Origin of the sequence: Bradyrhizobium sp. 521_C7_N1_3 (assembly GCF_052075975.1) — a bacterium.
In the GTDB taxonomy this organism is placed as follows: domain Bacteria; phylum Pseudomonadota; class Alphaproteobacteria; order Rhizobiales; family Xanthobacteraceae; genus Bradyrhizobium; species Bradyrhizobium japonicum.
Genome location: NZ_CP197232.1, coordinates 8,738,611 through 8,752,195 on the forward strand (window position 1 = coordinate 8,738,611; position 13,585 = coordinate 8,752,195).

Consider the following 13,585-nt stretch of genomic DNA (forward strand, 5'->3'; position numbering starts at 1 on the left):
GATGTCAAACACAGGATGGAAGGAAGACCTGGCGCGCGATCTCGAATCCTACGCCTTGGGAGAGGAACCGTCGGCGTTCGAGCAGCTCCGCGCGCCGGTCATCGAGCAGTGGCGGACCGAGGTCAGGAGGCTCGGCAAGGAGTTCAAGCTCGTCGTCAGGGGCCAGGCGCGGAAGCATCCGGACTACGACGATGGCGAGGACATCTGCACGGCGGCCGTCCATTGGCTCGATCGCAAGGGACGCTTCGCGAGGAGCATGCACCGCCTCTACATGCTCGGCGAGCAGGCCGGGGAGGAGATCCCGTTGGACGGAGTTGACGTCTGATGCCCGCCGCGCTGATCTCGTTCGCCGTCCTGGCGGTGCTCGCCGTCGTCGTCGGCGAGCTGTCGGAGCTTCCGTGGCGACGGCGCCTGGATGACTCCGGCAGGTCGCGATCGTCGTCGCCGGCGAGGAAGCCATGGTGAAAATTGTTCACTCAGAAGTCGTGAATGGTCAATTGGTTATCGTGGTCGCGCGAAGGGAAATGATGCGGAACACGTTGGCGCAGATCGAGCGATCGGTGTCGGAAGCGCTTGGCAGAGCGCGCGTCGCCGTCCTCACCGAGGCCCAGTGGCGGGGCCCGTAGGATACCTAAAAAAGCTTAGCTTCCCATTCACTGCATGGTTGCCGCCGGCTCGCGCTGATCCGCTTCCGCAGCACCGCCGCCCACCATGCCTCATCGTCGTCGACGGAAGCGCGACGCCGCTGCGCCTCGGCCAGGCGGCAGGCCGGCCTCTCCAACGACAAATAGAGAACAAGATGGTTTCTCCATCAATCAGGAATCCTTCGCCATGGCCGCGCCAGTCGAGCAGCAACCCGTCGTCGATGAAGCCGCCGAGCTGGAGGACGCCGTCCACCAGGCCATCGAGGCGTGCGGCGGCGATCCGGTCGACGCGGTGCGCGACGCTCATCGTCGCGAACGGCATGCTCGAGCGGGAGTTGGCCGACGTCTACGCCAAGGCTTCGCAGGGATTCCTGCGGGGGCGCCGGCTGCCGAAGCGCACGTGATTTTCGCATGCTCGAGACCGGCGGCCCTTCATGTCGAAATCACAAGGACTCACCGCCGGCAGAAAAAGCTGAACTCGCGCAGAAAAAAACGAACTCCGGATGCGAGGACTAACGGAAGCGCGGGCGCGGGGTCCAGTCTGGCAGCTCGACGACGAGGTCGGTGATGAAACCAGAGTCTTCATGGGAGTACCCAAGCGGGTTGCAGACCACTCTGGTCGGTGTCCCCGGGACGACATAGTCGTGCCTGTTGTGGACATGACCATGGACCCAGAGCTCGGGCTGATGCTCCTCGATGATATCGGACAGATCACTGATGAAGCTGGCGTTGATCGCTCCGTCGTCGGCGTAGCGTTGATGCACCGACCCTGGATGTACCCCGTGATGCGTGATGCAAACGGTCGGGCCGTCATGCTCCTCTGCGAGCCGATCCGTCAGCCAGCGGCGTTCGGCGAGGTGGCGCTTGTAGGCCTCCTTCGGAGTGAACGGCGCCGGAAACTCCGCGCCGGGCGTGGTCTTGATGAACTTATGGTCGTTGATGAACTGGCCTGCGTGCAGGCCATCTGCCTGGCTGTCGGCGTCGAACCGATAATCCGTCCACATCGTGCAGCCAAGGAAGCGGACGCCGCCAATCACCGGCACCGCGTCGGCGTCCAAGAAGGTCACGTTCGTTCCGCGCGTCTTGTCCCTAATCAGCGCCGCGGCATCCTCGAGCACGCTTCCGTAGTATTCATGGTTGCCGGCGACGAACAGCACCTCCTTGCCCCACAGCGCGCGCTGGTTGGTGAGCCAGTTCACCGCCCGATAGGCGTGGTGGACGTCGCCGGCGAAGACCGCGACGTCGAAGTCGAGTCCTTCCGGGACGTTGTAGCCGTGCGAGCCCATCTCTCCGTGGAGATCAGAAGCGATGAAGATCTTCATGGACCGGACGATCGCGCCCCCTACGGCAAGAGGCAACGCGCCAAGGATTCGAATCCTGGGTACAAAAGCGGGTACAGCGCCTATTTTCAATGCTTGGGGCCCAGCAAAAAGGCCTAGAGAACACCGCACAACACCTTGAAAATTCTCTGGAAATGTCTGGTAGCGGGGGAGGGACTCGAACCCCCGACCCCAGGATTATGATTCCCGTGCTCTAACCAGCTGAGCTACCCCGCCACAGGGTCGCGAGGGCCGAATAAGGCCGATCTCGCGAACGCGCGGCATATAAGGAAGGGGGCGGCGGGCTGTCAATCCGCGTTTGCGAAAGCTTTGGCGAGACAAGGCCGTTTGTGCCGAATTTGGCACCAGAATCTGCAATTTTTCGGCACTGGACTCGTGGATAGTCCCCCTCACCCGGATCGCATCTTCGATGCGCTCCGGCCTCTCCCCGCATCCGCCTTCGCCAAGGCTTCGGCGGGACGAGGGCGGGGAGAGGCGAAGGAAGAGACCACCTATTTCGGCCGCACCGTCGGGTCGCCGCCGGGGCTGCCGGGGGGTGGGATGACCGGCATGGCGCCGTCCGTCGAGGGGGCCGGGGCGTGCATGTCGGGGTCGACGCCGGAGGGCGGGCAGAGCACGCCGTCGGATTTGGCCAGTTTGTCGCCGAGCGGTTCCCGGGACTGGCCGGTGGTGATGCCGTCGAGCGCGGTGGCGCGGTTCGGGCGGTCCTGCGGCATGCAGTTGGCCGCGTGCTGAGCCGATGACGGCGCGGTCGCTTGCGGCGGCGTTGCCGGGGCGGGCGGGGCCTGCGCGATCGCGCTGCCTGAGGCGGCGATCAGGAGGCTTGCCAGGATGATGTTTGATGTCGTGCGCATGGGAGGGAAACGTCTCCGGCCATGCGGAGGTTCCGGCCGACGCACGGCGAATTGAAGCGATGGAAATTGGCTGGCGGTTTCGTCGCAGCGCATCCTTCGAGACGCCCGCTGGCGTGGGCTCCTCAGGGTGAGGTCTCGATTCGCGGCGAGAGGCGCCGACTCGCGGCGCGAGCCCGGCCGATCGCAGTCACGCTTTGACGTAGCGGATCAGCGAAAAGTGTCCCATCGGCGGCATCGGGCGGCGCTCGGCGAGCGTGATGCCGCCGTGTTTGGCGGCCCAGTTGACGAGGCGGTCCCACGGGAATTCCGGGCGCCAGCCGAGGCGGCGAGCGACGGGGGCGAAGGCCAGCTCGAACAGCTTTCGCGGGCCGCTCTCGGCGCCGATGTGGTTGACGAGGATCAGCTCGCCGCCGGGCTTGAGCACGCGCACGAACTCGTCGAGCGTGCCTTCAGGATCGGGCACGGCGGTGATGACATATTGCGCCACCACCGCGTCGAAGAAGTTTTCGGGGAAGGCGAGGTTCTTCGCATCCATCACCGAGAGCACTTCGACATTGCTGAGCCGCAGGCTCCGCACGCGCGCCTGCGCCTTGCGCAGCATCGGCTCGGAGATGTCGACGCCGCAGATCTTCGTGGTGCGCGAATAATCGGAGAGCGAAAGCCCGGTGCCGACGCCGACGTCGAGGATGCGGCCGCCGATGCGGTCGGCCTCCGCGATGGTCGACTGCCGTCCGGCGTCGAAGACCTTGCCGAACACGAGATCGTAGACCGGCGCCCAGCGACCATAGGCCTTCTCGACCCCGGCCCGCGAGATGTCTGCTGCCATGCCCCCTGCCCCAGCTTAGCTTTTTATCTTGCGGATGATCTCCGCGCAAACGCGTTCCGCGTTTGTCGCGAGGGAAAACCGCTTCACACTTTCCCGGATCATGCGCTAGCCGCGCACCGCTTCCACCAGCGGCCTCGCAGTGCTCGTTGCGACTTTCGCGGCGGCGCTCTGGATGAAGCCGCCGCCGAGCACGCGCGCCTGGCCCGAAGGCGCGTCGTAGAACACGCAGGCCTGGCCGGGCGAGACGCCCTCCTCGCCGGCGACGAGCTCGACTTCGTAATGGCCGTTGCCGCCGCGCAGCCAGGCCGGCTGCGGGCTGCGGGTCGAGCGCACGCGCACGAACATCTCGAGGCCGGCGCCGATGGCGCGGTCGATGTCGCCGCCGCCGATCCAGTTGACGTCGCGCAGCACGATGCGGTGCATCTTCAGCGCATCGCGCGGGCCGACGACGACGCGGCGGCCCGGAGCATCCAGCCGCACCACGAACAGCGGCGCGTGAGCGGCGATGCCGAGGCCGCGGCGCTGGCCGACGGTGAAATTGGCGATGCCGTTGTGCCGGCCGAGCACGCGGCCGTCGAGATCGACGATGTCGCCGGGGTCCATCGCGTTCGGACGCAGGCGGGTGATGATGTCGGTGTAGCGGCCGGTCGGCACGAAGCAGATGTCCTGGCTGTCGTGCTTGTCGGCGACCGCGAGGCCAAAGCGGCGCGCGAGCTCGCGCGTCTCGGGCTTGGTCATGTCGCCGAGTGGGAAGCGCAGGAAGTCGAGCTGCTCCTGCGTGGTCGCGAACAGGAAGTAGCTCTGGTCGCGATCGCTGTCGGCGGCGCAGACCAGCGCGCGCGAGCCGTCGTCGCGGCGGCGCGAGGCGACGTAATGGCCGGTGGCGAGCGCCTGCGCGCCGAGCTCGCGCGCGGTCTTCAGGAGGTCGCGGAACTTGACGGAGCGGTTGCACTCGATGCACGGCACCGGCGTCTCGCCGAGCGCGTAAGAGTCGGCGAAATTGTCGATGACGGACTCGCGAAAGCGATCCTCGTAGTCGAGCACGTAATGGGGAATGCCAAGCTTGGCCGCGACGTCGCGGGCGTCGTGGATGTCCTGGCCGGCGCAGCAGGCGCCCTTGCGATGGGTCGCCGCGCCATGGTCGTAGAGCTGCAGCGTGATGCCGACGACGTCATAGCCCTCGGCCTTGAGCAGCGCAGCCGTCGTCGAGGAATCGACGCCGCCCGACATGGCAACGACGACCCTGGTGTCCTCAGGACGGCCTTCGAGATCCAGACTGTTCAGCATGGGCCTTAAAGCGTTGTGACGGCGGCGTTCGCGATCCGCGATGACTTGGACATTTCGGCTTCCGGCGGGACATCGACGCTCCCGGGGAACTTTGGTTCCCCCGGAGGCACGACTGCCCGGTCGAAAGCGGCTGAGAGCAGCTCTTTAATATAGGCGCCATTCCGGTGAAGCAATCACGCGGGCGGTTGCTTAGGGCAATTCTTGCCGGGGAGGCAGAAATGGCGGGGCTTTTGCGCCCTTCGCGGCGAAGACAAAAATCAACCAAATAATTGATTTTGCTTGGTAAAATAGCTCAACAGCGAGCTGGCCCGCTCCTTGCTACCCCCTATGCCGAAGATGTTGCCAAGAGGTTTTCCGTGGTCGGTCGGGCGTCAGACGTAGCAGCCAGCGTGCAAGTCCAGAGCACGCCGCAAAAGCCTGCCCGGTCGCAGAGCACCAAAGACACGTCCACCAACGACTCCTTCGGCTCGCTGGTCGACAGCAACACCCAGGCGATCAGCAACAACACGCCGTCACAGGACACCGCGCCGCGCCGGACCGAGTCGTCGTCCTCGTCGTCATCCGCCCCGGACAAGGGCCCGCGCGATACCGCCGCGACCGACCAGCCCTCGCAGAGCAAGGCGAACGACGACACCGACACATCGGCCCCCACCGCGAGCGACGCGACGGCCGATCCGGCCAAGCCGACTAAGGCCAAGTCCGAGACCTCCGACGCCAAATCGGCGGATAAATCCGACGATACCAAGGGCGACAAGACCGACGGTACCGCTGCCGCCACCGTCGATGCCGCCGTGCAGCCCGACGCGGCGCAGGTCGCTATGCCCGATCCGAACGCGATCGTGGTTGCCCCGCCCGTGGTGCCGGTCGATCCGAACGCGGCCGCGAGCCAGGCCGGCGATGCCACCGCCTCGCCGCTGACGATTGCGGCCGCCGGCATCGCCGCCAGCGCTTCCACCGCGGCGCAGATCGCAGGCGGCAAGACCGATACCGCCACGGCGAGCGACAAGGGCGCCAAGACCGCAGGTGCCAAGGTCGATGCCGACACCACGACTACGCTGGGCGACGCCGCCACCGGCACGACCGACGGCACCGCGACCGATGCCAAGACCAATGGCGGCCTGGTCGCCGCCGTCGACCAAGGCACGCCGAAGCCTTCGTTCAAGGCCGTCGCGACCGCGCAACGCGAAAGCGACGTCTCCAATATCGGCCAGGACGCGGGCAAGGCGAATGCCACGCAAACCGCGGCGACGATCGCGCATGCGCAAGCCGCCAAGCCGCAGGCCGATTCCGCTGCGACTGATGCGAAGGCCGATGCGAAAGTCGGCGCCTCCGACGCGACGCCCACTGCCGCGAACACGCACGCGCATGCCGGCACGCAGGCCGCCGTGCCCACGACCGACACCAGCGCGCAGGCGGCTTCCGCAATCCAGGCGCCGGTGACCAATACGACCTCGGCCGCGACAGCTTCCACCGCAACGCTGACCGCGACCGCGGCCAACACGAATGCCGTGCCGATCAGCGGCGTGCCGGTCGAGATCGCCGCGGCCGCGCGCGCCGGCAAGACGCGGTTCGACATCAGCCTCGATCCGATCGACCTCGGCCGCATCGACGTCCGCATCAATGTCGACCGCAACGGCCAGGTCACCTCGCATCTCACCGTCGAGAAGCCGGAGACGCTGCAGATGCTGCGGCAGGACGCGCCGCAATTGCAGCGCGCGCTCGACGATGCCGGCCTCAAGACCGGCAGCAACGGGCTGTCCTTCAGCCTGCGCGACCAGAATTCATCGGGCCAGAATTCCGGCCAGAACAACGACAATGGCGGCAATGCCCGCCGGCTGATCATCAGCGAGGACGACACCGTTGCTGCCGCGCCCGTCGGGCGCGGTTACGGCCGCATGCTCGGATCGAGCAGCGGCGTCGACATCAGAGTGTGAGGAGTATTCGAACATGACCACCACGAATGCCGCCACCGCGCCCGCCGTCGTCTCCGGCACGACGCCGACATCGTCGTCGTCCTCCTCGTCGAACTCGCTGAGCTCGAGCACGGGATCGACGCTGGCCGGCAACTTCCAGACCTTCCTGACGCTGCTGACGACGCAGCTGCAGAACCAGAACCCGCTCGATCCGCTCGACACCAACCAGTTCACCCAGCAGCTGGTGCAGTTCGCCGGCGTCGAGCAGCAGCTCAAGACCAACGATTCACTGTCCCAGCTCGTCACGCTGCAGCAGACCACGCAGGCGACCCAGGCGCTGGGCTTCGTCGGCAAGACCGCGCTGGTCGACGGCTCGACCGCGACCATGACGAACTCGTCGGCGACCTGGCATCTCAACGTGCCGACCGACTCCACCGTCAACATCACCGTCGCCAATGCCAGCGGCCAGACCGTGTTCACCGGCAAATATACCGCCTCCGCCGGCACCGACATTCCCTTCACCTGGAACGGAATGGGCAATGACGGCACGCAATGGCCCGACGGCAAGTACACGATCTCGGCCACCGGCACGGACGTCGCGAACAACACTGTCGGCATCGCCGCGCAAGTGCAGGGCGTGGTGTCGTCCGTCGACCTGACCCAGTCGCCGCCGCTGCTCACCATCGACGGCGCCAGCTATACCCTGAGCCAGGTGAAGAGCATCATCGCCACCAGCAGCAACTAAAGGCACGCGCCGCGCCACACATGAGATGTCATCCCCGCGAAGGCGGGGATCCATAACCACAGGACGTCGTTTTCGCGTGAGACCGTAGCCCCGAGTCGTCGTCAAACTGCTCCCTGGGGTTATGGGTCCCGGGCTCGCGCGACGCGCGCCCGGGGACGACAATTGGGGCTTCGCCGGCCCCATTCGTTAGTAAAGTATTTACGAAGACCCCGCTCGGCCGGCTCGGATCATGGTGTCCAGCCCTCCGGGCCGGCTGTGTTCCAGCCATTTTCAACGAGAATTGTATTGAAGCCTTAGGCTTAGCGGATTTTTAAGCCCGCACGCGTAGGGTTACGGCGTGAGTTCAGTGGTTGAGAGTTTGTGAGTACGCCATGACAGAACCCCATCGCCCGAGGGTAAAATACGTCATCGGGCCGGACGGCAGTCCGCTGACGATCGCAGATCTGCCCGCACCCGGCACCAAACGCTGGGTCATCCGCCGCAAGGCCGAAGTCGTCGCCGCTGTGCGTGGCGGACTTCTCTCCCTCGAGGAGGCCTGCAGCCGTTATACCCTGACGGTCGACGAATTCCTCTCCTGGCAGTTTTCCATCGACCAGCATGGTCTGGCGGGTCTTCGCACCACCCGCATCCAGCAATATCGCCAGTAAGCGATCCGGAAATCTGCAGCTTTTGATGAAAATCGGCCTCGCCCCGCGAGGCCGATTTTTTTCATGTTTCCTTTTGGCGCGACTTTTGTCCCAGCTCTTAACCGTCGTTAACCATATCGAAACCATCACCTAGGCAATAATTGCCCAGTCGGCCTTTCCAGTGAAAGCAGCCGAAGCTGTCGGGGCGGTTGCTTGCAAGGTCTTGCGGACTTTCTGAAGGGTATCGGCGCCGCCCGGTTCGGGGCGATGATCGCGGTCACCGCCGCGCTCATCGGCTTCTTCGCATTCGTCATCATGCGCGTGACCACGCCGCAGATGACGACGCTGTTCACCGACCTCTCGGTCGAGGATTCTTCCGGCATTATCAAGGATTTGGAGCGCCAGGGCATCCAGTTCGAGCTGCGCAATGAAGGCAGCATCATCATGGTGCCCAAAGACAAGGTCACCCGCCTGCGGATGAAGCTCGCCGAGGGCGGCCTGCCCAAGGGCGGCGGCGTCGGCTACGAAGTGTTCGACAAGTCGGATGCGCTCGGCACCACCTCTTTCGTCCAGAACATCAACCATCTCCGCGCGCTCGAAGGCGAGCTCGCCCGCACCATCCGCGCCATCGACCGCATCCAGGCCGCCCGCGTCCATCTCGTGCTGCCCGAGCGCCCGCTGTTCTCGCGCGAGGCGCCGGAGCCGTCGGCCTCGATCGTGGTGCGGGTCCGCGGCTCGCTGGAAGCCCAGCAGATCCGCGCCATCCGCCATCTCGTCGCCTCCGCCGTCAACGGGCTGAAGCCGCAGCGGGTCTCGATCGTCGACGAGGCCGGCCAGTTGCTCGCCGACGGCGCCGCGACCGATCCCGAGCAGGCGGTCGGCGACGAGCGCCGTACCGCCTTCGAGAAACGGATGCGCAAGCAGGTCGAGGACATCGTCTCCTCCGTGGTCGGCTCCGGCCGCGCCCGCGTCCAGCTCTCCGCCGATTTCGACTTCAACAAGATCACCCAGACCTCGGACAAGTTCGATCCCGAGGGCCGCGTGCTGCGCTCGAGCCAGACCCGGGAAGAGAGCAGCCTCACCGCCGACAACAATGGCCAGGTCACCGTCAACAACGAGCTGCCCGGCAACCAGCAGAACAGCGGTCCGACGGCGAAGGACCAGAGCAAGAAGACCGAAGAGACCAACAATTACGAGATCTCCCGCACCACCAAGACCGAGGTGACCGAGGCCGGCCGGGTCAACCGCATCTCGGTCGCGGTGCTGGTCGACGGCATCTATTCCAAGAACGACAAGGGCGAACTCGCCTACACGGACCGCACCAAGGAACAGCTCGACCGCATCGCCACTCTGGTGCGCTCGGCGATCGGCTTCGACCAGAAGCGCGGCGACCAGGTCGAGGTCGTCAACCTGCGCTTTGCCGACGCCCCCTCCACCGCCCCGATCGCCGAGCCCTCGGGCTTCCTCGGCATGCTGCAGTTCACCAAGGACGACGTCATGTACTTCGTCGAGCTCGGTGTGATGATGCTGCTCGGCCTGGTCGTGCTGTTTCTGGTGATCCGCCCGCTGGTCAAGCGCATCCTTGCCTCCGAGGAGGTCGCCGCCGCCATCTCCGGCGCCCTCACCGGCCCCGCCGCTTCGGAGGAGGCCGCGCCTGCCGGGCAGGCGCTGCTGCCGGGCGGCGCCGCGAGCGCGATCGACGTCGCCACCATCCAGGGCCAGGTCCATGCCCAGTCGGTTCATCGCGTCGGCGAGCTCGCCGAGCGCAACCCCAACGAAACCGTGGCCATCATCCGCCAATGGCTGACCGAACCCGCGAAATGATCGAGAAGTGAACTGACATGGCCGGCAATCTGCAAAACGCCAACTCCAACGACATCACCAGCGTGATCTCGACGCTCGGTGCCCGCCAGGGCAGCCGCGCGGGCAGCAAGACCGAAGCGGTGACGGGACCCAAGCGCGCCGCGATCCTGATGCTGGCCTTGGGCGAGCAATATGGCGGCAAGATCTGGTCGATGCTCGACGACGACGAGGTGCGCCAGCTCTCGCTGGAAATGTCGACGCTCGGCACCGTCGAGGTCGACACGGTCGAGGACATGCTGCTCGAGTTCGTCTCGCGCATGTCGGCTTCCGGCGCGCTGATGGGCAATTTCGACGCCACCGAGCGGTTGCTGCAGCAGTACCTGCCGCCGGAGCGCGTCAACGGCATCATGGACGAGATCCGCGGCCCCGCCGGCCGCAACATGTGGGAAAAGCTCTCCAACGTGCAGGAAGAGGTCCTCGCCAACTACCTCAAGAACGAATATCCGCAGACCATCGCGGTCGTGCTGTCGAAGCTGAAGCCGGAACACGCCGCGCGCGTGCTGGGCATCTTCCCCGAGGAGCTCGCGCTCGACGTCGTCAACCGCATGCTGAAGATGGAAGCGGTGCAGAAGGAGGTGATCGAGAGCGTGGAAAAGACGCTGCGCACCGAATTCATGTCCAACCTGTCACAGACCCGCCGCCGCGACGCCCACGAGGTGATGGCGGAAATCTTCAACAATTTCGACCGCCAGACCGAAACCCGCTTCATCACCTCGCTGGAAGAGGACAACCGAGAATCTGCTGAGCGCATCAAGGCGCTGATGTTCACCTTCGACGACCTCGTGAAGCTGGATTCCGGCTCGGCCCAGACCCTGATGCGCAATGTCGACAAGGACAAGCTCGGCGTCGCGCTCAAGAGCGCCAACGAGGACGTCCGCAACTTCTTCTTCGGCAACATGTCCTCGCGCGCGGCCAAGATGCTCCAGGACGACATGGCGGCGATGGGCCCGGTCCGCCTGCGCGACGTCGACGAGGCCCAGGCGCTGCTGGTCAACCTCGCGAAAGACCTCGCCGCCAAGGGTGAGATCATGCTGACCAAGAACCGCGCCGACGACGAGCTGGTGTACTGATGGGCGCCCCGGCAAAATTCCTGTTCGACACCGACTTCGCAGCGCCGGAGCGGTCGCCGCGCGAGAAGGCTGCGACCGCCGCCGAGATCGCCCAGAAGATCGCGGAAGCCGAGGCGCGCGCCTATCAGGACGGCTTTGCCGCCGGCCAGCGCGAAGCCAAGGCGGAGAGCGACCGCCGCGTCGCGCTCGCCGTGGAAGAGATCAACATCGGTATCCGCGGCGTCGCCGCCGGCATCGGCAACATCGAGACCAAGATGGAGACCGAGGCGGTCGACGTGGCGGTGGCGGTGGCGCGCAAGCTGTGCGCCGATCTGGTCGCTGCCGAACCGCTCGGCGAGATCATGGCGCTGGTCAAGGACTGCTTCTCGCACCTGGTCGCGACGCCGCATCTCGTCGTGCGCATCAACGACGCGCTCTACGACAGCGCGCGCGAGAAGATCGAGCGGCTCGCCAAGCAGAGCGGTTTCGAGGGCCGGCTGGTGATCCTGGCCGAGCCCGATATCGCCACCGGTGACTGCCGGATCGAATGGGCCGACGGCGGCGTCGTGCTGGAACGCGGCGCCATCGCGGCCAAGATCGACGAAATGGTCGGGCGCTATATCGCGTCCCGCAGGGGGAGCTAAGCCATGAGCGACACCGACGGACAGGTCCCGCTGCCCGATCTCAACGGCCCGATGCCGCCTGCCGGCACCGACATCGGCTACAACGAGGACGAATATGCGGCGCGCGCCGCCGCCGACCTCGAGGCCGTGTTCGACGTGCCGGTGCAGGTCTCGGCCGTGCTCGGCCGCTCCAAGATGGACGTCAGCGAGCTGTTGAAGCTCGGGCCCGGCACCGTGCTCGAGCTCGACCGCCGCGTCGGCGAGGCCATCGACATCTACGTCAACAACAAGCTGGTCGCCCGCGGCGAAGTCGTCCTGGTCGAGGACAAGCTCGGCGTGACCATGACCGAAATCATCAAGACCGAACGCAGCTAGTAGCGCAAGGAATGACGCGCGGCAGCGCGACCAGACGGACAGGAGACTGACATGCGGCTTCTCATCGTTGGCACATTGAAGGGCCAGCTCACCACCGCCACCAAGATCGCGATGGAGAACGGCGCCACCGTGACCCATGCCGAGGATCACGAGCAGGCGATGCGCGTGCTGCGCGGCGGCAAGGGCGCCGACCTCCTGCTGGTCGACGTCGCCCTCGACATCCGCGACCTCGTGATGCGACTCGAGGCCGAGCACATCCATGCCCCGATCGTCGCCTGCGGCATCACCAACGACGCCCGCGCCGCGGTCGCCGCGATCCACGCCGGCGCCAAGGAATACATCCCGCTGCCGCCGGATCCGGAGCTGATCGCCGCGGTGCTGGCCGCCGTCGCCAACGATTCCCGTGAGCTGGTCTATCGCGACGAAGCGATGGCCAAGGTGATCAAGCTCGCCCAGCAGATCGCGGGCTCCGACGCCTCGGTGATGGTCACCGGCGAATCCGGCACCGGCAAGGAAGTGCTTGCCCGCTACGTCCACACCCGCTCGGCCCGCGCCAAGCGGCCGTTCATCTCGATCAACTGCGCCGCGATCCCCGAGCACCTGCTGGAATCCGAACTGTTCGGCCACGAGAAGGGCGCCTTCACCGGCGCGATCGCGCGCCGCATCGGCAAGTTCGAGGAAGCGACCGGCGGTACGCTGCTGCTCGACGAAATCTCGGAGATGGACGTCCGCCTGCAATCGAAGCTGCTGCGCGCCATCCAGGAGCGCGTGATCGACCGCGTCGGCGGCACCAAGCCGGTGCCGGTGGACATCCGCATCATCGCGACCTCGAACCGCAACCTGGCGGAAGCTGTGCGCGAAGGCACGTTCCGCGAGGATCTGCTGTTCCGCCTCAACGTCGTCAATCTGAAGATCCCGCCGCTGCGCGAGCGTCCCCTCGACATCCTCGAGCTCGCCCAGCATTTCGTGAAGAAATATGCAGAAGCCAACGGCGTACCGGTGCGCCCGATCTCGGCGGACGCGCGCCGCGTGCTCTCCACCAACCGCTGGCAGGGCAACGTCCGCGAGCTCGAGAACACCATGCACCGCTCGGTGCTGATGGCGCAGGGCGACGAGATCGGCCCCGACGCGATCCTCACACCCGACGGCGACCGCCTCGACCTCGCCAAGACCGCCCCGGCCGTGGCGCATGCGACCATGGCTGCCGAGCAGGTGACGCGAGCACTGGTGGGGCGCACCGTCGCCGACGTCGAACGCGACCTGATCCTGGAGACGCTGAAGCACTGCCTCGGCAACCGGACCCATGCCGCGAATATCCTGGGCATCTCGATCCGCACGCTGCGCAACAAGCTCAACGAATATTCCGACGGCGGAATTCCGATCACACCGGCGGGTACGCCGGGCGAATATCCGCGCATGCCGATGGTGGGGGCGTAGGTC

Annotated in this window: 16 protein-coding genes and 1 tRNA gene; 12 read left to right on the plus strand and 5 right to left on the minus strand. The window is 65.9% G+C overall.

The window, feature by feature from the left end; translation table 11 throughout:
* Window position 1 precedes the first annotated feature (1 nt).
* From AB7008_RS41275 to AB7008_RS41290, 4 genes are all read left to right on the plus strand, one after another.
* Window positions 2–325 (plus strand): hypothetical protein, encoded by a 324-nt coding sequence (locus tag AB7008_RS41275; protein ID WP_441260671.1) that lies wholly within the window; start codon window positions 2–4, stop codon window positions 323–325.
* Window positions 325–465 (plus strand): hypothetical protein, encoded by a 141-nt coding sequence (locus tag AB7008_RS41280; protein WP_441260672.1) that lies wholly within the window; start codon window positions 325–327, stop codon window positions 463–465. Before AB7008_RS41275 ends, AB7008_RS41280 begins: the two co-directional genes overlap by 1 nt.
* Window positions 459–626: a hypothetical protein gene (locus tag AB7008_RS41285; protein WP_441260673.1), complete on the plus strand. Its 168-nt coding sequence runs from the start codon at window positions 459–461 to the stop codon at window positions 624–626. The genes AB7008_RS41280 and AB7008_RS41285 overlap by 7 nt, the downstream gene beginning before the upstream one ends.
* 173 nt (window positions 627–799) lie before the next feature.
* Window positions 800–1,048: a hypothetical protein gene (locus AB7008_RS41290; protein WP_441260674.1), complete on the plus strand. Its 249-nt coding sequence runs from the start codon at window positions 800–802 to the stop codon at window positions 1,046–1,048.
* 108 nt (window positions 1,049–1,156) lie between these two features.
* Here AB7008_RS41290 and AB7008_RS41295 read toward each other — a convergent pair whose 3' ends face one another.
* The 5 genes from AB7008_RS41295 to mnmA form a co-directional block, all read right to left on the minus strand.
* On the minus strand, window positions 1,157–1,966 hold the full coding sequence (locus AB7008_RS41295; RefSeq protein ID WP_441260675.1) for a metallophosphoesterase: 810 nt from the start codon (window positions 1,964–1,966) through the stop codon (window positions 1,157–1,159).
* A 157-nt stretch (window positions 1,967–2,123) separates the two neighbouring features.
* Window positions 2,124–2,200, minus strand: a tRNA-Met gene (locus AB7008_RS41300).
* Between the two features lie 275 nt (window positions 2,201–2,475).
* The gene (locus AB7008_RS41305; protein ID WP_441260676.1) at window positions 2,476–2,838 is read right to left on the minus strand and encodes a hypothetical protein; all 363 of its coding nucleotides are present in this window, start codon (window positions 2,836–2,838) and stop codon (window positions 2,476–2,478) included.
* Window positions 2,839–3,025: 187 nt separating this feature from the next.
* A complete protein-coding gene (locus AB7008_RS41310) occupies window positions 3,026–3,664 on the minus strand; it encodes a class I SAM-dependent methyltransferase (protein WP_441260677.1) in 639 nt (212 codons plus the stop codon).
* Between the two features lie 105 nt (window positions 3,665–3,769).
* The gene (gene mnmA, locus AB7008_RS41315) at window positions 3,770–4,951 is read right to left on the minus strand and encodes a tRNA 2-thiouridine(34) synthase MnmA (protein ID WP_028160966.1); all 1,182 of its coding nucleotides are present in this window, start codon (window positions 4,949–4,951) and stop codon (window positions 3,770–3,772) included.
* Between the two features lie 356 nt (window positions 4,952–5,307).
* On the opposite strand from mnmA, the gene AB7008_RS41320 reads away from it, so the two are divergent.
* From AB7008_RS41320 to flbD, 8 genes are all read left to right on the plus strand, one after another.
* Window positions 5,308–6,885 (plus strand): flagellar hook-length control protein FliK, encoded by a 1,578-nt coding sequence (locus AB7008_RS41320; protein ID WP_441260678.1) that lies wholly within the window; start codon window positions 5,308–5,310, stop codon window positions 6,883–6,885.
* Window positions 6,886–6,898: 13 nt separating this feature from the next.
* Window positions 6,899–7,609 (plus strand): flagellar hook assembly protein FlgD, encoded by a 711-nt coding sequence (locus AB7008_RS41325; RefSeq protein ID WP_028160968.1) that lies wholly within the window; start codon window positions 6,899–6,901, stop codon window positions 7,607–7,609.
* Window positions 7,610–7,980: 371 nt separating this feature from the next.
* Entirely contained in the window at window positions 7,981–8,256 is a 276-nt protein-coding gene (sciP, locus tag AB7008_RS41330; protein WP_002714638.1) for a CtrA inhibitor SciP, read from the plus strand.
* Window positions 8,257–8,448: 192 nt separating this feature from the next.
* Entirely contained in the window at window positions 8,449–10,059 is a 1,611-nt protein-coding gene (fliF, locus tag AB7008_RS41335) for a flagellar basal-body MS-ring/collar protein FliF (RefSeq protein ID WP_028160969.1), read from the plus strand.
* A 17-nt stretch (window positions 10,060–10,076) separates the two neighbouring features.
* A complete protein-coding gene (fliG, locus tag AB7008_RS41340; RefSeq protein ID WP_014492543.1) occupies window positions 10,077–11,168 on the plus strand; it encodes a flagellar motor switch protein FliG in 1,092 nt (363 codons plus the stop codon).
* Entirely contained in the window at window positions 11,168–11,791 is a 624-nt protein-coding gene (locus tag AB7008_RS41345) for a FliH/SctL family protein (protein WP_441260679.1), read from the plus strand. Before fliG ends, AB7008_RS41345 begins: the two co-directional genes overlap by 1 nt.
* A 3-nt stretch (window positions 11,792–11,794) precedes the next feature.
* Window positions 11,795–12,145, plus strand: a complete 351-nt coding sequence (gene fliN / locus AB7008_RS41350) for a flagellar motor switch protein FliN (RefSeq protein ID WP_028160971.1) — start codon at window positions 11,795–11,797, stop codon at window positions 12,143–12,145.
* Between the two features lie 51 nt (window positions 12,146–12,196).
* A complete protein-coding gene (gene flbD, locus AB7008_RS41355) occupies window positions 12,197–13,582 on the plus strand; it encodes a sigma-54-dependent transcriptional regulator FlbD (protein WP_028153246.1) in 1,386 nt (461 codons plus the stop codon).
* Window positions 13,583–13,585: the final 3 nt, after the last annotated feature.